Origin of the sequence: Mucilaginibacter lappiensis (assembly GCF_900155965.1) — a bacterium.
In the GTDB taxonomy this organism is placed as follows: Bacteria; Bacteroidota; Bacteroidia; order Sphingobacteriales; family Sphingobacteriaceae; genus Mucilaginibacter; species Mucilaginibacter lappiensis.
Genome location: NZ_FTMG01000002.1, coordinates 367157 through 387803 on the forward strand (window position 1 = coordinate 367157; position 20647 = coordinate 387803).

Below are 20647 nucleotides of genomic sequence, written 5' to 3' on the forward strand. Positions count from 1 at the left end.
CAAAACTAATAACTCACTACTAACAACTAATTAATAATTTGCTGCTTTAATTTTAACATTTAAATTTGTCGATGCAATTTACTGCTCAGGATATAAGTTTATTGCTCAACGGAACGGTTGAGGGTGACGCTTTAGTAACGGTTGATAAGCTGGCTAAGATAGAAGACGGCGATGCCGGAAGCCTTACGTTTTTATCCAATCCAAAGTACGAACAGTTTTTATATACCACCAATGCTTCTGTGGTTATCATCAATCAGGATCAGCAGCTTACAGGACCGGTGAAAGCCACCCTGATACGTGTTAAAAATGCGTACAGCGCGTTTACGGTTCTGCTTGAACAATATAATACCCTAAAACTAAACAAAAAAGGTATTGAAGAGCCTTGCTTTATACATCCAACGGCTCAAATTGGCGCCGATCCTTATATAGGCGCGTTCGCTTACATTGGTACCAATGTAAAAGTTGGAGATAATTGTAAAATATATCCTAATGTTAACATTGGCGATAATGTTACTATTGGCAATAATGTTACCTTGTTTTCGGGAGCTACCATTTATTTCGATTGTGTGCTAGGTAATAATATTATAGTGCACTCGGGAGCGGTGATCGGCAGCGATGGCTTTGGCTTTGCACCTAACCCGGATGGTACCTATTCAAAAATAGCCCAGATTGGCAACGTGATAATCGAAGATAATGTGGAGATAGGGGCAAACACCACTGTTGACAGGGCGACTATGGGCTCAACAGTGATACGTAAAGGCGTTAAGTTGGATAATCTGGTACAGATAGCACACAACGTAGAAATTGGTACTAATACTGTAATTGCAGCTCAATCAGGGATAGCGGGCAGCACCCGTGTTGGCGAAAATGTGATATTAGGCGGGCAGGTTGGTTTAATAGGGCATATTACTATTGCCAATGGATCGCAATTACAAGCGCAATCTGGTGTAACACGCTCACTTAAAGAAGAAGGTAAAAAATGGGCAGGTACGCCTGCTACCTATTATAATGCCAGCATGCGCTCAAATGTGGTGGTTAGCCGTTTGCCTGAGCTGGAGAGAAAAATAAACGAATTAGAAAAAATAATTACAGAACTACGTAACGCTAAAGGCGACGAAAATTAATACGGTGTACATTAATATTATGAATGTAAAACAAAGAACTATTAAAGCGCCGGTATCGGTTTCGGGCACAGGTTTACACACTGGTCAGCGTGTAACCATGACCTTTAACCCGGCGGCAGAAAACCATGGCTATAAATTCAGAAGGATTGATATGCCGGGTTCGCCGATCATTGATGCCGACGTTGATAATGTGACCGATACTTCTCGTGGTACCACTATTTCACAGAATGGGGCCACCGTAAATACGGTTGAACACGTGCTGGCGGCGCTAGTGGGTATGGAGATCGACAATGTGTTGATAGACATGGATGGCCCCGAAACTCCCATCATGGATGGCAGTTCCATACAGTTTGTGGATGTGATTATGGAAACCGGCCTGATTGAACAGGATGCCGACCGCGAATACTACCACATACCATACAATATACACTACTCTGAACCCGATCGTAAGGTAGAGATGGTGGCTATGCCGCTTGATGATTATCGCTTTACCTGCATGGTTGATTATAACTCGCAGGTATTGGGCAGCCAGCATGCCAGTATATCAACCATTGCCGAATTTAAAAAAGAAATAGCCTCCTGCCGTACCTTTTGCTTTTTGCATGAGCTGGAAATGCTGGTAAAACATGACCTGATCAAGGGAGGCGACCTGAACAATGCCATCGTAGTGGTGGATAAAGAGGTTGATGAGGAAGAACTGGCACACCTGGCCAAACTATTTAACCGTAAAGACATTAAAGTAGCGCCGCAGGGTATTTTAAATAATATTGAGCTTCGCCACCAGAATGAGCCTGCAAGGCATAAACTGCTGGATATGATAGGCGATCTGGCCCTGGTTGGTGTTCCGCTGAAAGGGCATATCATGGCTGCAAGGCCCGGGCATGCGGCTAACGTAGCTTTTGCAAAAAAGATAAAGGCGCTTATTAAAAAAGAAAAAAGCCGTAAGCATGTAAAAGTGTATGATCCTAATATGACACCGGTATATGATACTGTTCAAATCATGAAAATACTGCCTCACAGGCAGCCTATGCTCATGGTTGATAAGATATTGGAACTGTCAAAAAGCCATGTAGTAGGGTTAAAGAATGTAACCATGAACGAGGACCTGTTTATGGGGCATTTCCCGGGTTCACCGCTTTTTCCTGGTGTTTTGCAGATAGAAGCCATGGCGCAAACCGGTGGCATCCTGGTGTTAAACACCGTACCCGATCCTGAAAATTATATTACCCTTTTTCTGAAAATAGAGAACGCCCGTTTTAAGGACAAGGTTGTGCCCGGTGATACCATCATCTTCCATTGCAGCCTGGTAGCTCCTATCAGACGAGGCATTGCCCAAATGAAGGGTATCGGCATGGTTGGCTCACGTATTGTGGTAGAAGCAGAACTGATGGCGCAAATTGTAAAAGTAAATAAAACCAGCGAAGCATGATCCAGCCTTTAGCATATATACACCCACAGGCCAAAATAGCAGACAATGTGGTAATTGAGCCTTTTGTAACTATCCACAAAGATGTGGAAATTGGCGAGGGTACCTGGATCGGCTCCAACTCCGTAATTATGGATGGAGCCCGCATCGGTAAAAACTGCCGCATATTTCCCGGCGCTGTAGTATCTGCCCCGCCGCAGGATTTAAAATACAAAGGCGAGCAAAGCACCGTATCTATAGGCGATAACACTACCATACGCGAGTGTGTTACCCTTAACCGTGGTACCGCGTTGGATAAAAATACCACCACCATTGGCAGCAATTGCCTGCTGATGGCTTATGTGCACGTAGCGCATGATTGTGTTATTGGCGATAATGTGATCATTGCCAACTCGGTACAATTGGCCGGGCACATCAATATTTATGATTATGCTTTTGTAGGCGGCTCATCGGCCGTACACCAGTTTGTAGAGATTGGCGCGCACAGCATGATATCGGGTGGGTCGTTGGTACGTAAAGATGTTCCTCCGTTTACTAAAGCTGGTCGCGAGCCTTTATCATACGTGGGTATCAACTCGGTTGGCTTACGCCGCAGAGGTTTTTCGGCAGCAACCATCAACGAGATCCAGGAGATTTACAGGATTATATTCCTTAAAAAATATAATGTGAGCAAGGCCCTTGATATTATTGAGGCCGAATTTACCCCAAGCATCGAACGCGACGAGATCATTAACTTTTTGCAAAACTCGCAAAGAGGCATCATGAAGGGCTTCGGGAATACTTAAATAGTTCATGGTATATAGTTGATGGTTCATAGCCACTATTTAATTATGAAGCATCAACTATAAGCTCTTTCCATGATCTATGAACCATTATCTATGAACTAAAATGAACATCACCCTTCAAAACATTGGCCGCAGATTTAACCGCGACTGGATATTCAGAGGGGTTGATTATACTTTTAACAGTGGCCAGGCTTACGCGATATTAGGGCCAAATGGCTCGGGCAAATCAACCCTGCTGCAGGTTTTAAATGCCAGTCTTACGCCTTCCGCAGGTACCATCAATTATACATTTCAGGGTAAGCCTATTGAACCAACGGAGGTATTTAGCCACCTAAGCCTTGCCGCCCCATACCTGGAACTGATTGAGGAGTTTACCCTCACCGAGATGGTTGATTTCCATTTTAAATTTAAACAGTACAAACCGGGTATCGATAAAAAGGAACTGGTCGGGCTGTTGAGTTTGGCCAAAAGTGAGCACAAGCTGATCCGGTATTTTTCATCGGGTATGAAACAGCGGTTGAAGCTGATACTGGCCTTTTGTGCCGATACGCCTATCCTCATGTTGGATGAACCCACCTCTAATCTGGATACGCAGGGTGTTGATTGGTATCTGAACCTTGTGGAGCAGTTTGCGCATAACCGCCTTACCATCGTTTGCTCAAACCAGGAACATGAATACAGCTTTTGCGGTCAACAGCTTAGCATTTCGGATTATAAAATATAACAAACAGTTAATTAATTTTCAACCATGGCCAATAATATCGGTGTTCCTATCAGATATTCCTTATTAACCTTTTTAGCTTTCATAGTTAGCTGTTGGGGTTTGGCCGCCCAGGTTAAACCATCCAAAAAAAAGAAAATTATCCTTATTCCGTTTGAAGCCTCCCGGTTTGATACCAGTAAGCGTAAAGCCGAATTTCTTGTTTATAAAGGACTAAAAGTAATGAAGGCTTTACCGATGGCGGACCGTGAGGAAATGCCTGTAACCTTAAAGGGCGTTAATTTTACCAACGGAACGATTGAGTTTGATGCTAAGCCGATAGAGAATGATTATGTTAATGATTTGATCATTAATTTTCATCAAAAGGATATTTATAATTATGAAAGCGTTTATCTCCGTACCAGGCTAAATGAAACGGAACAGCGGGGTGATGCCATGCAATACACACCTTATATACATGGCAACAATATATGGGATTTGATGACACCCTATCGCGGAGATGCGGTTATTCATAATCAGGACTGGAACCATTTCAAACTAGTTATATCAGGAATGCAAATGCTGGTTTATATAAACCATAGTGTAAAACCAACCATGAAGGTGTCACGATTGGAAGGTAACTATACCACGGGTGCCATTTCATTTAATGGCGAGGCATTGTTTGCCAACCTTATTATAAAACCTGATGAGACGGAAGGGCTTTCACCGGCGGAGGGCTTGGATATAACCGACAATGACCCGCGTTATATTCGCAACTGGCAGGTTACTTATCCACAGTACCTGGAAAAAGGACATGAGCTGACGGAGGATGACTTGCCCAAAGATACCACCCAATGGCAGCCCATAGTTGCCGAGCGGCGCGGTATAATTAATTTGAGCCGTAGGTTTGAGGGCGAAGAATTTACCAGTTACCCCAAGCGTAACCGGTATACCTGGCTCAAAACAACTATAAAAGCAGATATAAAACGTTCCATTAAAATTGATTTTGGTTTTAATAAAGAGGTATACGTGTTTATAAACCGTAAATTGGTTTACAATGGAAAGAACGGGGCGGGGAAGCTTTATGAAAAAAATCCGGGCGGACGTGTGGATGTATCCAATTATATTTTAGAAGTTCCGCTTAAACAGGGAGATAATGAATTATTGATCGGAATAGCTAACCAGATAGAAGGTTGGGGAATGGTTGCAAGGCTGGAAAGCCTGGATGGAGTTACTATTCAAAATGGCACTGATAAAAATCCTTAGACCTATTTTAACATTCCTAAAGGGTTTTGCTTGTGCCTTATTCTATCCCTTTATTTTCAATACCATTCAGCCAAATAACTTAATCAGCCACTCTCTCAAACAACTGAAGCACACTTGTTTCTTTGCCGATAAGTAGCTAAGTTTGCGGCCTCAATATTTTTTTATGGCTAAAGCATCAGATGTTAAAAATGGAAATGTGCTTCGCTTTAATGGCGAATTAGTGCAGGTTGAAGAGTTTTTACACCGTACACCAGGTAACTTACGTGCCTTTTACCAGGCCCGTATGCGTAACGTAAAATCGGGTAAATTGGTTGAATACCGTTTCCGTACCGACGAAGAGGTAGATATTGCCCGTGTTGAAACAAGCGATTATCAATATTTATATGACGAGGGCGAATCACTGGTAGTAATGGATAACACTACTTATGATCAGCACAGTATACCTAAAAAATTATTTGGTCCTGCGGTTAAGTTTTTAAAAGAAGGCATGAATGTGATTGTTGCTTTTGAAAGCGAAGAGCCCATCATGGGTTCTATCCCGGGTTCGGCCGAGTTGGAAATTACCTACACCGAGCCGGCTGTTAAAGGCGATACCTCAAGTGGAGCGCAAAAAAACGCTACCGTTGAAACCGGTGCCGAGATCCGTGTTCCCCTATTCATCAACATTGGCGATAAAGTAAAGATAGATACCACTACAGGCACTTATGTAGAGCGTGTGAAAGCGTAGCCCCCTAACCCCCTAACCCCCTGAAGGGGGAACTTTTTGAATTGCATATTACTTTCTCAGTATAAAAAGGAAGCGGCTCCAATGGAGCCGCTTCCTTTTTATACCATTTCCGCGCGTCATTGTGAGGTACGAAACAAAAGCCCCACCCAACCCTCCCCGCAATGTCATTAAGTTAAGCACATGGAGCCCCACCTAAATCCTCCCCTGTAGGGAGGACTTTAAAAAATTGAAGCTAAGTCTCCCCTTCCGGGGGAGATTATTACATGAGGGCTTCGCCGTTTAGAGGGGGCTCTTGCTTCGTGCCTCAATGACGTGTTGATTAATCACTCCCCCTTAAGGGGGCCGGGGGCTAAAACTTCAGTTCTAGCAGCACGGGGCAATGGTCGGAATGTTTGGCTTCGGGCAAAATGGAGGCACGTTTAATGTTGGCTTCCAGCTCGGTGCTGGCCATAGCATAATCAATACGCCAGCCTAAGTTTTTGCCTCTTGCCCCTGCTCTGAAACTCCACCAGGTATAGTTATGAGGTTCTTTGTTCAGGTGACGGAAGGTATCGATAAACCCTCCTTCAATAAATTTCTCCATCCATTCGCGTTCTTCGGGCAAAAAGCCTGAAGAGTTGGCGTTTGATTTGGGATTGTGAATATCAATAGGGCGATGGCAGATATTATAATCGCCGCATACCACCAACTTTGGATACTGGCTTTTGAGCAGGGTAAGGTATCTGCCAAACTCATCTAAAAAACGGTATTTGAACACCTGGCGCTCATCGCCGCTGGAGCCCGACGGGAAGTAAGCGCTCATGACGGATACCTCGTCAAAATCAACGCGGATACAACGGCCTTCGCGGTCAAAATCAGGGATGCCGCAACCATATTCAATATGTTTAGGAGTTTGTTTGCAAAAAATGGCGGTGCCGCTGTAGCCCTTCTTTTCGGCCGGGAACCAATAATGCTTGTATCCCAGCTGGTCTACCAGTCCAAGATCGGTGAGTACGTCAGGGGTTGCTTTAATTTCCTGCAGGCAAACCACATCGGCATCGGTAGCCTGCAGCCAGGCCAGCCAGTTTTTGCTGATAGCTGAGCGGATACCATTAACGTTATAGGTGATAATTTTCATTTGGGATTTCGGATGTTCGATTTCGGATTTTTTGAATAACTAAAGTACGATATTTTCATTTCGGAATTAGAATGCCAAAAATACGGTATTTTAGATTTTACTTGATACGTCAGTAAACTAAAAATCCGAAATCGAACATCCGAATTCCTAAATCATTACCCCTCCGGTGGGCTCAATATTTTATCCAATTGGCCGCATTCCTTTTTGCTGAGAACTTCTACGGTCATGGGTACATCCGTTAACGGGCGGTCGCAGGCATCTTTTTTTACAGCCGCGATGCGGTCAACCATGTCAAGCCCCGAAACCACTTCACCATAAACGGTATAATTTTGGTCGAGGTGAGGCACCCCGCCAACAGATTTATACCATTCTCTCTGCCATGCCGGTATCTTGCGCCCTTTCAAACGGGTTTTCTCCAAAGTATCCAGCTTGCCATCAGTAAAACGTTTGCCCTCGGTGATATAGAATTGGCAGCCGCTTGATGCTTTCTTCGGGTTCTCATCGCGAGCAGCGGCTAGTACACCACGTTTATGAAACAGGCTATCCCTGAATTCGGCAGGTACAGTATAACCTACATCGCCTTCGCCTAGTTCTAATTCAGGTATCGCCTTCTTAGAGTCAGGATCGCCACCCTGGATCATAAAATTTTGGATCACCCGGTGAAATAAGGTGCCGTTGTAAAAACCTTTTTTAGCCAGTTTTATAAAATTATCGCGGTGCAATGGAGTTTCGTTATACAGGCGGATGATACAATCGCCATAACTGGTTCTGATACGTACGTATTGGTTTTTGGGTGGTTTGGCAAATACGGTAACACTTAACAGGAGCAAACTTAGGGTAAGGAGTTTTTTCATATATGCTATTTAAATAGTCTAAAAAGGGTGTCATGCTGAGCACAGTCGAAGCATGGTGGGGAGGCCTCTGCGCTCTACCCTTTGACGGTGCTCAAGGTGACAGCCCCTCTTTTGTGATATTATTAATTTCCTTCCAGTTCTTCGAAATAATTGACCATCAGTGATTTGAGGATCATTTCCTGCTCCAGCAAGGTATAGTTGGGTATAACTTTAACTCTTTTCCAATGTGGCCAGCCGTCCTGGTCAAGGCCCTCCAGCTCATAAAAACCCAGCATGCTAAAAAGGCGGCAGTTGGCAATATGCATCAGCTCTTCCTTTTGGCGTTTACTGAATTTGCGTGGCCCCTGACCAAGCTCCTGCACGCCAATTAAAAACAGCATTACTTTCAGGTCGGGTTTTTCGTTATCAAAATCCTGGGCAATACGTTGCTGCAGCGCATCCCATCTCACATTAATTTCGGCAGGTGTCATACCGGCAAATATAAGTAATAGTTGTCTGAACGCTTATGGTTCATGGTTGATGGTTCATGGAAAGAGTTAGTTTTGACTGTGCATCCTGGCTTATAGCTATTTATTCTTTTTACCATGAACTATGATCTATGAACCATCAACTGATATGCGATTATCATTAATGTTACAATGTTGCATTATTTTTAACATTTTATTAACTACTTTTGCATGATCTTTGTAAAAAGACATTTAAGGGTGAAAAAAAACAAGTTACATATCCTATACTCCTGGCTATTGCTTATTTGCTTTATAGCCGGGCAATATGTTGTTTATACCCACCAGCACCTGCTTGCCAAAACAACTGGAACGGTTTACGCTACTCATGATCATCATCAGCAACAACAACAATCCGTTAAGGAAAAATGTTACCTGTGCGATGCTATGCATTACCAGGCAGCTGTTATTGACCAGGCATTTTATTTAATACCCCAAATAGCTACACTACATTTTTTTAAAGCCAGCGACTATAGTTTTGTAAGCATAGCGCTTGTACTGGCTGCCGGCCGCGCCCCTCCTGCGCTTTCATAATATTTTCTTTTCCTGCAAAATAGGCCACCATTGGTGTGGTATTTATTGATCCCCAAATTTTTTTATTATGAAATTAAAGCTAATTAGTAGCTTATTATTGCTTTTTATAGGTATTTCTGCTATTGCCGATGTCCATACAAATACAACAAAAAACGCAGCTGTTGAAGAGGCTGCAGGCACTTTAACAGGTACGGTTACCGATAAAGCCGACGGCAAACCTGTTATTGGCGCTACCGTAAGCATTCCCGATCTGCATACCGGTGCCATTACCGATGCAAATGGTAAATACGTTTTAAATCACGTGCCCAGAGGTGTTTACCTGGTGCAGGTAAGCTATCTTGGATATGCCACCTTTAACCAAAAGGTTGACCTTTCAAAAACATCTGTGTTTGATGTGAAACTGCAAGCTTCCTCATTGGAGGCTGGTGAAGTAGTGGTGACCGGTGTAAGTAAAGCTACCGAAATAAAACGCAGCCCCGTGCCTATGATAGCAGTAGGTAAAGCCTACCTGGAACAGCGTGCGGCTTCGGGTAATATTATTGATCAGATAGCTACGCTGCCGGGTGTAAGCGCGGTTACTACCGGTCCAAATGTATCCAAGCCATTTATACATGGCCTGGGCTATAACCGGGTAATTACCCTACAGGATGGTATACGCCAGGAAGGCCAGCAATGGGGCGATGAACATGGTATCGAGGTTGATCAAAACTCGATCGATCGCGTGGAGATTATCAAAGGGCCTGCCAGTTTAACTTATGGCTCTGATGCCATTGGCGGTGTGGTTAACTTGATTACACCAGCCCCGGTACCCGAAGGTAAAATATTAGGTTCGGTACAGGGTATTTATGGTACCAACCAGGGTTTGCTTAACGGATCGTTCAGGTTACAAGGTAACCAGAATGGATTGGTTTGGGGAACCGTAATATCGGCTAAAGAAGCCAAGGATTATCAGAACCAGCATGATGGCCGGGTATACGCTACCGGTTATAAAGAAAAAGATGCCCGTGTAATGGTAGGCCTGAATAAATCATGGGGCTACTCCTATTTACATGCTTCTGTTTTTGACGATGAGCAGGATATTCCCGATGGCAGCCGCGATTCACTTACCCGTAAATTCACCAAGCAAGTTGTTGAAGATGGCAACGCTTTTCGCCCCATTGTTTCTCCGTCAGAGTTAAACTCATACGGCATCCCGACCCTACATCAACATGTTCAGCTTTATCGTATCTATAACAACAGTAACTTTATTTTGGGTGGCGGTAACCTGTTGGTTAACCTGGGCTACCAATTCAGTCACAGACGCGAGTTTACACATCCAGAAGCGGGTGATATTGCTGGTTTAAACCTGCACCTGAGTACTTATACTTATGATGTTAAATACAACTTTAATATCGGTAATGATTATGAAACCACCTTTGGTGTAAATGGTCAATACCAGAACAATACCATTGGCGATGCTACGGATTTTCCGATCCCGGCTTACCACCAGTTTGATATTGGCCCATTCTTCGTGATCAAGAAAAGCTTTGGCAAGCTTGACCTATCGGCAGGTGCACGGTTCGATATCCGTTCATTCAAAAACAACGCCGCCTATGTGGATACTATTGGCGGCCCGCATGGTTTCCCTACCTTGTATAACGGTAGCAATCCAACTACAGCGCCAAACGTTGTTTCGCAGTTTGATGCCTTCAGCAAAACCTTCTCGGGCTTTTCCGGTAGTTTTGGAGCAACCTATAATGTGTCTGATCAATTCCTGGTTAAGGGCAACATTGCCCGTGGTTTCAGGGCACCAAGCATTGCCGAAATATCAGCCAATGGCGCAGACCCGGGTTCGCAAATTTATCACATAGGCGACAAAAACTTTAAATCGGAGTTTAGCTTACAGGAAGATATCGGTGCCTTTTTAACCCTGCCAAACATCTCGGCCAGTGTAGAAGTGTTTAATAATGATATCTCCAACTACATCTTTCAACAACAAGTATTGAACCCGGATGGCAGTCCGGTTATTACACAGGGATACAACACCTTTACCTATGTACAAAGTAAAGCCAAAATATATGGTGGTGAAGCGAATGTCGATCTGCATCCGTTACCATGGCTGCACTTTGAAAATGCCCTTAGCTTAACCTATGGCGAAAACAAAGGAAATGGCGGCCCGGTAGCCGATAGTTTAAAACACTTGCCATTCATCCCGCCACTGCATTCTCATTCAGAGCTTCGCGGAACCTTTAACAAAGGGTTTGGCGACTTTAAAAACCTGTATGTTTTTGTTGGCTTTGACCACTACAGTGCCCAAAATCGTTTCTTTGCCGCCTACGGTACCGAGACAGCAACCCCAGGTTACAATTTGCTAAGCGCGGGTTTTGGTGGTAACATTGTCAACAAATCTGGTCAGCCGGTTATTAAACTGTTTGTGGAAGGAACCAACCTGGCCAATGTAAATTACCAATCAAATATGAGCCGGCTTAAATATTTCGACAATGCTGTTACCCCTGATGGTGTTCGTCGCGGTATCTTTAATATGGGCCGTAATATCAGCTTTAAGGTGGTTGTGCCGTTTGGTTTCAACACCGGTAAAAAATCATCATAAGTTATTTTTATCTGTGAAAGACATAAAAAGCTCTGCCCATTAAGGGTAGAGCTTTTTTATTTATATTTTATGAAAACATTTACAGGAAATCACCAAAATATTTGATGATCTGGTGATTTATAGGGTAAAGTTTTTAAGTAAATTTGGCGTAAATAAATATGTCATTGCGAGAGGAGGAACGACGAAGCAATCGCGTAGCTGTTCTCATCGATGAGTATTCGAGGAGATTGCCACGCTACCGCTCGCAATGACATGGGGAATTAATAATTGATTATTACAAGCGTGTTAATAACTGTTCAATCACTGGCAAATTTGCCCGCCGCTGCCGAGGCGATCATAAACTATGCAGCCAATAACAGGATATTTCTTTTTTATGGCGATATGGGTGCCGGCAAAACTACCTTGATTAAAAGCTTGTGCAGCTTTTTAGGCATTGCCGACGCGGTTACCAGTCCTACGTTTGCTATCGTGAACGAATACCAGGGGCCGAAGGATAAAATTTATCATTTTGATTTTTATCGCCTTAAAGATCAAACAGAAGCATTGGATATGGGTTATGAAGAATATTTTTATGCCGGTGCTTACTGCTTTATTGAGTGGCCCGAAAAGATACCCGACCTGCTGCCTGCGCATTATACCAAAATCAATATCAAAACCTTAAATGATGGGTCACGACAGGTTAATATTGAAAATTTTTAATAAAAAAATAAGCCCTTTTTTCTTATCTTCATCAGCCACAATTAAAACATCATGAGTTCAGGGATATACAGTGGGTTTTCTGACATTGCCAAACAGGCAATGATGCAGCCTCAGGAGTCGATGCTGGAGGTTAAAAGCAAAAAGAACAAGTTATATATCGGCATTCCAAAAGAGGTTTCTTTCCAGGAAAACCGCATACCCTTAACTCCATTATCAGTAGCTCTATTGGTTAATAATGGGCACGACGTTATTTTAGAAAGTAACGCAGGCCAGGCAGCCAACTTTTCTGACAAGGATTACAGCGAACAGGGTGCCCGTATTGTTTACGATACCAAATCTGTTTATCATGATGCCGATATCATCATCAAAATAGCCCCTCCGGTAATGCCCGAAATTGAGCTGATGAAGCCCGGGCAAATACTGATATCGGCTTTACAGCTGGCTACACTTAAGGCCGAATGCCTGCATGCGCTGATGGCCAAAAAAATTACTGCGCTGAGCTTTGAACACTTACGCGATGAGGGCAATACCCTGAGTGTAGTGCGCGCCATGAGCGAAATCGTCGGTGCTACATCCATATTGATAGCGGCAGAATATTTAAGCAATGTATTTGATGGTAAAGGCCTGATGCTGGGCGGCATCACCGGCGTACCTCCTACCGAAATTGTGATCCTGGGAGCCGGTACCGTTGGTGAATACGCTGCCCGTACCGCTATATCCCTGGGTGCCGAAGTGAAAGTTTTTGACCCATCCATATACAAGCTTCGCCGCTTGCAGAATAATATTGGCAGCCGGGTTTTTACCTCGGTAGTGCAGCCGATTGTGCTCGAAAAGGCCATTACCACCTGCGATGTAGCCATTGGTGCCATGCGGGCAGAAGACGGGCGCAGTCCCTGTATTATTTCGGAAGCCACGGTAAGCCGTATGAAGCGCGATTCGGTGATCATTGACGTGAGTATCGATCAGGGCGGCTGCTTTGAAACATCCGAGGTTACCAATCATACCCACCCGGTGTTCCGCAAGCACGATGTTATCCATTACTGTGTACCCAATATAGCCTCGCGTGTTGCCCGTACGGCTACTTACGCGCTTACCAATATATTTACCCCCATATTGCTGGATATAGGCGACCAGGGCGGTATTAAAAACGTTATATGGCAAAAGTCGGGCATACGTAACGCGGTATATATTTATCATGGGCATTTGACCAATAAGCATATCGGGGAGCGTTTTTCCATTCCTTGTAAAGATTTGGACTTGCTTATCGTATCGCACCGGTAAACCCTATCCTATGCTTCGTTATATCATGGTACTGTTTTTTGTTTTAGCCGGTATCAGCGCCAGTGCGCAACATTACAAATACATTGATAGTACCAAAATAAGCGGCCCGGCCCGGTATAAAAAACAAGTGAAGGCCAACCCCGATAAACAATTGGTCGAGATCAAGCGATACATCCCGCAAATTGTGCTGGATATCAGGTATGCTACTACCAATAATTTTATGCATAGGCGCATGTACCAGCAGGCAAAGGCTTATGCCCGTCTGCCCGTTGTAAAAGCCCTGCAGCAGGTAGAAGCCGACTTGCAAACCCGTGGCCTGGGACTAAAAATTTATGATGCCTACCGACCCTACTCGGTTACCGTTAAGTTTTACGAGATGACCAGCGACACCAATTTTGTAGCCAATCCGCGTAAAGGCTCCAAACATAACCGGGGTTGCGCGGTGGACCTGAGTTTGATTGACCTTAAAACAGGAAAAGAACTGGATATGCCTACCGGGTTTGATAGCTTTAGCAAAAAAGCCGCTGCCAACTATCCTACCCTCAGCAAAAAACAATTGGATAATCGCGAATTATTAAAAACAATAATGCAGGCCCACGGCTTTAAAGTGCTGAACACTGAGTGGTGGCATTATGATTTTAATGGCTGGGCCAATTATGAATTGCTCGATATTCCGTTTTCGCGGCTATAGGAGAGTAAGGACTTTGGGTCTGTTGGAACAAGGAGCAAGGATTTTTGGAGTAAGGATTTTGGTACAAGGAATAAGGACTGGAAAAATCTTTAGTCCCGTCCTTGTTCTATAAATCTTTGCTCCCTGCTCCTGAAAAAATCCTTGTTCCAAGAATCCCCAAATCCTTGCTCCTAAAGAAGGCATTAAAATTGCTAAGCTTTGGTTCGGTACATCAATTAAATAAGCACTAATGAAATTTTTCAGTAAAGAATATTTAAAACGATTGTGGAAAATACTGGTAGCTACTTTTAGCGGCTTTATACGTGATAATGGCTTAAAGCTAAGCGCGTCATTAGCTTATTATACCGTTTTTTCGATAGCGCCATTGTTGTTTTTACTGATCGCACTGGTAGGCTTGATTCCGGTGGCTAAAACAGATACATTGTACCAGCAAATAGGTACATATGTAGGAGCCAGTGCGGCAAATCAAATACACAGTACAGTTGCAAGTCTTAAGCTTAACGGAAAAAGTGCTTTTGGATTTAGCATAGGGATCATCACTTTACTGGTAGGTGCAAGCAGTATTTTTGTAGAGATACAAGACTCCTTAAACATGATATGGCGGGTTAAGGCAAAACCCAAGAGTGGTTGGGTTAAATTATTGCAAAACCGGTTCCTTTCGTTTTCATTGATCATTAGTTTAGGTTTTTTGTTATTAGCGTCCTTACTGGTAAATCTGATTATTGAAGCTTTAGGAAAAAAAATAGAACATTTTTTACCGGCAATAACCGGCTTGCTATTACAGGCTGTTAACCTTGGCATAACGCTGGTAGTGATCACCATTTTGTTTGGCATCATATTTAAATTTTTACCCGATGTAAAGATCAAGTGGAAGGATGTGCGCACCGGTGCGTTTTTTACTGCTTTGTTGTTTATGCTGGGCCAATATCTGATAGGTCTGTATATCCAATATACGGCGCAGGGATCAGTATACGGGGCTGCGGGCTCGCTTATTGTTATTTTGATATGGATCTATTATACATCGGCCATCCTGTACATCGGCGCGGAGTTTACCCAGGTTTACGCCGAGGCCAGCGGCAGCCACATTGAACCCGCCGAATATGCCGTACATGTACAGCAAACCGAAGTGGAGCGGCACGTAAAAAAGCTGCCCGCCCAAAACCCCGGGCTGCTGAAGAAGAGCAAGGATTTGGAGAGCAAAGAGCAAGGATAGAGATTTTTGGAATAAGGAGCAAAGATGTTTTGGTTACAGGATTTCTTACTGAGGCAAAACAGAGAATATAAAAAAGGGTTGTCATCCTGAGTTTGTCGAAGGATCGTGCGTAGAGTTCGGCCCAACATGACACCCCTCTTGTATCTTGACTCTTATCTCTTGATTCTATTCTCCGCACCCCTTCACACTATATTCACATTTTATTCGTAAATTCGTATATTAATTTATTTTAATACAACATGGAAACTAAAGATCCTGAATACGTTTATAAAAACGTAATACAATTAAACGAAACAGACGCTTCCCGTAAATTCATAGCCAATGTGTTTTTATGGATGTTTGTTGCCCTGGGGCTTTCTGCAGTTTGTGCATTCTTATTTTCTCAGAATCAGGCCCTGCTTAATATGCTTATTGATCCGGCTACAGGTCGTAATACAGGTTTAGGCACTATTACAATGTTTGCACCGCTTGCATTTGTGCTGATCATCTCTTTTGGTTTTAACCGATTATCTTACGGGGTGTTAGCATTCCTGTTTGTAGCGTTTTCGGCAATAATGGGTATTAGCTTAAGCTATATACTTTTGGTTTTTACTGCAGGCTCGGTTTTAGGCGTATTTATTACCACATCGGTAGTATTTGGTGTAATGGCCATCGCCGGTTATACTACCAATACCGATTTGACCAAATTTGGCCCAATCCTGATGATGGGACTGATTGGTATTATCGTAGCCTCTTTATTGAATATGTTCATGCATAGCAGTGGATTAGATTATATCATTAGCTATGTAGGTGTAGCAGTATTTGTAGGCTTAACCGCTTATGATGTTCAAAAACTAAAACGTATTGGCGCTGGTTTAGAATATGGTGATGCATCGGCCTCAAAAATGGCATTGATGGGCGGCTTAACCTTATATCTTGATTTCATCAACCTTTTCCTGATGATCCTGCGTTTATTCGGCAGAAGAAGATAATAACCAACAAAAAGGTATTTTTGTATACAACAGGCCGGTTCTTTGCAAAAAGAACCGGCCTGTTTAGTTAAGGCCAAGTTTTTCCACCCACCCAACTGCCTGGTTTCCTCAGATAAGGTCAATTGTTTATGACGAATATTCATGCAATTGTAAACACGTATAAAGTACACAATTGAAGGGCTGAAACTATTGCATATTAAAGCTTTATTGTGCACCTTTGCATTGCTTATAGAGAAAGGCGGAGGGATTAGACCCTGCGATGTCTTAGCAACCTGTACTATACAAGGTGCTACATTCTACTCAACAACACACAACACGTTGGGAAAGATAAGCGAAAGTCAGTCATATACCCGACTTTTCGAGATAAGCTGTATTTAGATTTGAGATATTAGATATGAGATGTGAGATCGCTTGCTTGTGATTTAAATTTCTCAAATCTCACATCTCATATCTAATATCTCAACAGAAAATGGATATTAGAAAAGAACTAGAGAAACGCATACTGGTAATTGACGGGGCAATGGGTACCATGATACAGCGGTACCAATTAACCGAGCAGGATTTTCGTGGGGAGCGCTTTAAAGATCATAACTCTGACCTGCAGGGAAATAACGACCTGCTGAACATCACCCGCCCTGATATTATCAAGGCTATACACGCCGAATACCTGGACGCGGGTGCCGATATCATTGAAACCAATACTTTCAGCACGCAAATAATTTCCCTGGCCGATTATAAGCTGGAAGAGCTGGCCTATGAGCTAAGCTATGAGGGTGCACGTCTGGCCCGTGAAGTGGCTGAAGAATATACCGCCAAAAACCCGACTAAGCCCCGGTTTGTGGCCGGTGCTGTTGGGCCAACCAATCGCACCGCATCACTATCGCCCGATGTAAATGATCCCGGATATCGCGCGGTAACATTTGACGATCTGGCCGATGCTTATTATGACCAGGTACGTGGCCTGGTTGACGGCGGAAGCGACTTGTTGCTCGTAGAAACCATATTTGATACCCTGAACGCCAAAGCGGCTTTATTTGCCATCAATCGTTATGCAAATGAATCTGGTAGGCATTTGCCTATCATGATTTCCGGTACCATTACCGATGCTTCGGGTCGTACCCTATCCGGGCAAACGGTAGAGGCTTTCTGGAACTCGGTACGCCATGCCAACCTGCTTTCGGTAGGTTTAAACTGTGCTTTGGGTGCCAAAGAAATGCGTCCTCACCTGGCCGAACTTTCCGAAAAAGCCGATGTGTTTATATCTGCCTATCCAAACGCCGGTTTACCAAACGAGTTTGGGCAATATGACGAAACCGCGCATGAAACCGCTCATCAGCTGGATGATTTTATAAAAGCCGGTCTTGTAAATATTGTGGGTGGATGCTGTGGCACTACACCCGAACACATTAAGTGTATTGCCGAAAGGGCCGCCAAATATTCGCCAAGAATAGTTCCGGTGGTTGAGCCAAATCTGCGCCTGAGCGGATTGGAGGCCGTTACCATAACTCCCGAGAGTATTTTTGTGAATGTGGGTGAGCGTACCAACATTACCGGGTCGCCCAAATTCTCGAAACTAATCCTGGCCGAAGATTATGAAGCGGCCCTGGCTGTAGCCCTGCAACAGGTAGAAGGCGGCGCGCAGGTGATCGATATCAACATGGATGAGGGTATGATCGATTCGGAAGCGGTGATGGTGAAATTCCTGAACCTGGTAGCTTCTGAGCCCGATATTGCCAAGCTGCCCATCATGATCGACTCTTCTAAATGGACGGTTATTGAGGCCGGGTTGAAATGTATCCAGGGTAAAGGGATCGTGAACTCCATCTCCCTAAAAGAGGGCGAAGATAAGTTCAGGGAATACGCCCGTAAAATATTAAGCTATGGTGCAGCTACGGTAGTAATGGCTTTTGACGAAACCGGTCAGGCTGATTCCTTGCAGCGCCGTATCGAAATCTGCAAACGTTCCTATGATATCCTGGTCAATGAGGTTGGTTTTCCGCCACAGGACATCATTTTCGACCCCAATATATTAACTGTAGCCACTGGCCTCGAAGAGCATAATAACTACGCGGTTGACTTTATTGAAGCTACCCGCTGGATAAAACAAAACCTGCCGCATGCTAAAGTAAGCGGAGGGGTAAGTAATATTTCGTTCTCCTTTAGGGGTAACAATGTTGTGCGCGAGGCTATGCACTCGGCATTCTTATATCATGCTATCAGGGCGGGTATGGATATGGGCATTGTAAATGCCGGTATGCTGGAGGTTTACCAGGAAATTGATAAAACCCTGTTGGAGCTGGTTGAAGATGTGTTGCTGAATCGCCGGGAGGATGGCACCGAACGCCTGGTGGAATATGCCGATACCATTAAAAGTAAAGGCAAGGAGATTGTACGTAATGAAGAATGGCGCAATGCTCCTGTTCAGGAACGACTTTCGCACGCGCTGGTAAAGGGTATCATCGAATATCTGGACGATGATGTAGAAGAAGCACGCTTGGCATACAGCAAACCGCTGGAAGTAATAGAGGGGCCGCTGATGGATGGCATGAACATCGTAGGTGACTTGTTTGGGGCCGGCAAAATGTTTTTGCCACAGGTTGTAAAATCGGCCCGTGTAATGAAAAAAGCCGTGGCCTATCTGTTGCCATTTATCGAGCTCGAGAAACAAAGGGTTATAGATGCCGGTGAAGATTCAAGCGGGAACCGGGCTAATGCCGGTAAGATATTAATGGCCACCGTTAAAGGTGATGTGCATGACATTGGTAAAAATATAGTTGGTGTAGTGCTGGCCTGTAATAACTTCGAGATCATTGATCTGGGGGTAATGGTACCTGCGCAGCGCATTATTGAAGAAGCTAAAGCCCAGAATGTAGATATTATCGGCTTAAGCGGACTGATTACCCCTTCGTTGGATGAAATGGTGCATTTTGCCAAGGAAATGGAACGGCAGGGCTTTACCATCCCCCTAATAGTGGGTGGTGCTACCACATCGCGCATACACGCGGCGGTGAAGATAGATCCGAACTATTCTGGGCCGGTAATACATGGCATAGATGCTTCGCGCAGTGTTACCATGTGCAGTAATTTAATGAGTAAGGATAACCGGGACGCTTATATCCAGGGTATAAAAGAGGAATATGCCAAGGCCCGTGAAGCACATCTGAACAAAAAATCAGATAAGCGTTTTGTGACCATTGACGATGCCCGAAAATCAAAATTCCAGATCAGCCTGGATGGCGATGTAGCTATAAAACCGGCATTTACCGGTACAAAAACATTTGAATCATATCCGCTGGATGAGCTGGTGCCTTATATCGACTGGACACCGTTTTTCCATACCTGGGAACTGCGCGGCAGCTACCCGAAAATATTTGCCGATAAGTTTGTGGGCGATGAAGCTAAAAAACTGTTCGACGATGCACAGGAACTGCTCAAAAAAATTGTGGATCAGAAGCTGTTAAAAGCTTGCGGAGTGATCGGGTTTTGGCCTGCCAACAGCGTAGGTGACGATATTGAACTATATACCGACGAAAGTCGTACGCAATTACTAACCCGCATACATACGCTGCGCCAACAAACCGAAAAAATGAAAGGCGAACCGTACTATGCCCTATCAGATTTTATCGCTCCAAAAGAAAGTGGTGTGCCCGATTATATGGGTGGTTTTGCTGTAACAACAGGTTTGGGCTGTGATGAACTGGTAGCCGAGTTTGAGCGCGACCATGATGATTATAACAGCATTATGGCCAAGGCCCTGGCCGACCGCCTGGCCGAAGCCTTCGCCGAAAAAATGCACGAGCTGGTACGTAAAGAGCACTGGGGATATTCGAAAGGAGAACGTTTAAGTAACGAAGACCTGATCAAAGAAGAATACCAGGGCATCCGTCCAGCTCCGGGTTATCCCGCCTGTCCGGATCATACCGAGAAAACCACTTTGTTTGATCTTCTAAAAGCAGAGGATAACGCCCACATGCACCTGACGGAAAGTCTGGCTATGCTGCCGGCAGCCTCGGTAAGTGGTTTCTATTTCGCGCATCCGCAGGCCAGGTATTTTGGCTTAGGCAAGATCAGTAAAGACCAGGTAGTGGATTATGCAGAAAGAAAGAACATGGATCTCGAAACGGTTGAACGCTGGCTTAGCCCGAATATTAATTATTAGATAGGTG

General features: G+C 44.1%; 17 protein-coding genes and 1 riboswitch. Of the genes, 14 read left to right on the top strand and 3 right to left on the bottom strand.

Going from position 1 to position 20647, the window contains the following annotated elements:
• Window positions 1-71 precede the first annotated feature (71 nt).
• From lpxD to efp, 6 genes are all read left to right on the top strand, one after another.
• Complete coding sequence (gene lpxD / locus BW976_RS05770; RefSeq protein WP_076371329.1) at window positions 72-1124, top strand: UDP-3-O-(3-hydroxymyristoyl)glucosamine N-acyltransferase; 1053 nt, start codon at window positions 72-74, stop codon at window positions 1122-1124.
• 19 nt (window positions 1125-1143) lie between these two features.
• Complete coding sequence (locus BW976_RS05775) at window positions 1144-2553, top strand: bifunctional UDP-3-O-[3-hydroxymyristoyl] N-acetylglucosamine deacetylase/3-hydroxyacyl-ACP dehydratase (protein WP_076371331.1); 1410 nt, start codon at window positions 1144-1146, stop codon at window positions 2551-2553.
• The gene (lpxA, locus tag BW976_RS05780) at window positions 2550-3335 is read left to right on the top strand and encodes an acyl-ACP--UDP-N-acetylglucosamine O-acyltransferase (protein ID WP_076371333.1); all 786 of its coding nucleotides are present in this window, start codon (window positions 2550-2552) and stop codon (window positions 3333-3335) included. The genes BW976_RS05775 and lpxA overlap by 4 nt, the downstream gene beginning before the upstream one ends.
• A gap of 103 nt (window positions 3336-3438) precedes the next feature.
• Entirely contained in the window at window positions 3439-4059 is a 621-nt protein-coding gene (locus BW976_RS05785) for an ABC transporter ATP-binding protein (RefSeq protein ID WP_076371335.1), read from the top strand.
• A 24-nt stretch (window positions 4060-4083) separates the two neighbouring features.
• Window positions 4084-5301, top strand: a complete 1218-nt coding sequence (locus BW976_RS05790; RefSeq protein ID WP_076371337.1) for a hypothetical protein — start codon at window positions 4084-4086, stop codon at window positions 5299-5301.
• A gap of 163 nt (window positions 5302-5464) precedes the next feature.
• On the top strand, window positions 5465-6028 hold the full coding sequence (gene efp / locus BW976_RS05795; RefSeq protein WP_076371339.1) for an elongation factor P: 564 nt from the start codon (window positions 5465-5467) through the stop codon (window positions 6026-6028).
• Between the two features lie 349 nt (window positions 6029-6377).
• Here the strand turns inward: efp and BW976_RS05800 are convergent, their stop codons facing one another.
• The 3 genes from BW976_RS05800 to BW976_RS05810 all read right to left on the bottom strand — a co-directional run bounded on the left by BW976_RS05800 (window position 6378) and on the right by BW976_RS05810 (window position 8469).
• Entirely contained in the window at window positions 6378-7145 is a 768-nt protein-coding gene (locus BW976_RS05800; protein ID WP_076371341.1) for an exodeoxyribonuclease III, read from the bottom strand.
• 155 nt (window positions 7146-7300) lie between these two features.
• Window positions 7301-7999 carry a peptidylprolyl isomerase gene (locus tag BW976_RS05805; RefSeq protein ID WP_076371343.1) on the bottom strand — a complete coding sequence of 233 codons (699 nt, stop codon included), beginning with the start codon at window positions 7997-7999 and terminating at the stop codon, window positions 7301-7303.
• A 122-nt stretch (window positions 8000-8121) separates the two neighbouring features.
• Window positions 8122-8469 (bottom strand): hypothetical protein, encoded by a 348-nt coding sequence (locus tag BW976_RS05810; RefSeq protein ID WP_076371345.1) that lies wholly within the window; start codon window positions 8467-8469, stop codon window positions 8122-8124.
• Window positions 8470-8703: 234 nt separating this feature from the next.
• Between BW976_RS05810 and BW976_RS05815 the strand changes: the two genes are divergently transcribed.
• From BW976_RS05815 to metH, 8 genes are all read left to right on the top strand, one after another.
• Complete coding sequence (locus tag BW976_RS05815; RefSeq protein ID WP_175614051.1) at window positions 8704-9036, top strand: hypothetical protein; 333 nt, start codon at window positions 8704-8706, stop codon at window positions 9034-9036.
• Between the two features lie 67 nt (window positions 9037-9103).
• Entirely contained in the window at window positions 9104-11626 is a 2523-nt protein-coding gene (locus tag BW976_RS05820; protein ID WP_076371349.1) for a TonB-dependent receptor, read from the top strand.
• Between the two features lie 282 nt (window positions 11627-11908).
• Complete coding sequence (gene tsaE, locus BW976_RS05825; RefSeq protein ID WP_076371351.1) at window positions 11909-12325, top strand: tRNA (adenosine(37)-N6)-threonylcarbamoyltransferase complex ATPase subunit type 1 TsaE; 417 nt, start codon at window positions 11909-11911, stop codon at window positions 12323-12325.
• 51 nt (window positions 12326-12376) lie between these two features.
• The gene (locus BW976_RS05830) at window positions 12377-13606 is read left to right on the top strand and encodes an alanine dehydrogenase (RefSeq protein ID WP_076371353.1); all 1230 of its coding nucleotides are present in this window, start codon (window positions 12377-12379) and stop codon (window positions 13604-13606) included.
• A 10-nt stretch (window positions 13607-13616) separates the two neighbouring features.
• Window positions 13617-14297: a M15 family metallopeptidase gene (locus BW976_RS05835; protein WP_076371355.1), complete on the top strand. Its 681-nt coding sequence runs from the start codon at window positions 13617-13619 to the stop codon at window positions 14295-14297.
• A gap of 229 nt (window positions 14298-14526) precedes the next feature.
• Window positions 14527-15510 carry a YihY/virulence factor BrkB family protein gene (locus BW976_RS05845; protein WP_076371359.1) on the top strand — a complete coding sequence of 328 codons (984 nt, stop codon included), beginning with the start codon at window positions 14527-14529 and terminating at the stop codon, window positions 15508-15510.
• A gap of 239 nt (window positions 15511-15749) precedes the next feature.
• Window positions 15750-16481 carry a Bax inhibitor-1/YccA family protein gene (locus BW976_RS05850; RefSeq protein WP_076371361.1) on the top strand — a complete coding sequence of 244 codons (732 nt, stop codon included), beginning with the start codon at window positions 15750-15752 and terminating at the stop codon, window positions 16479-16481.
• Between the two features lie 223 nt (window positions 16482-16704).
• A riboswitch (SAM riboswitch) is annotated at window positions 16705-16815 on the top strand.
• A gap of 135 nt (window positions 16816-16950) precedes the next feature.
• Complete coding sequence (gene metH, locus BW976_RS05855; RefSeq protein WP_076371363.1) at window positions 16951-20640, top strand: methionine synthase; 3690 nt, start codon at window positions 16951-16953, stop codon at window positions 20638-20640.
• Window positions 20641-20647 lie beyond the last annotated feature (7 nt).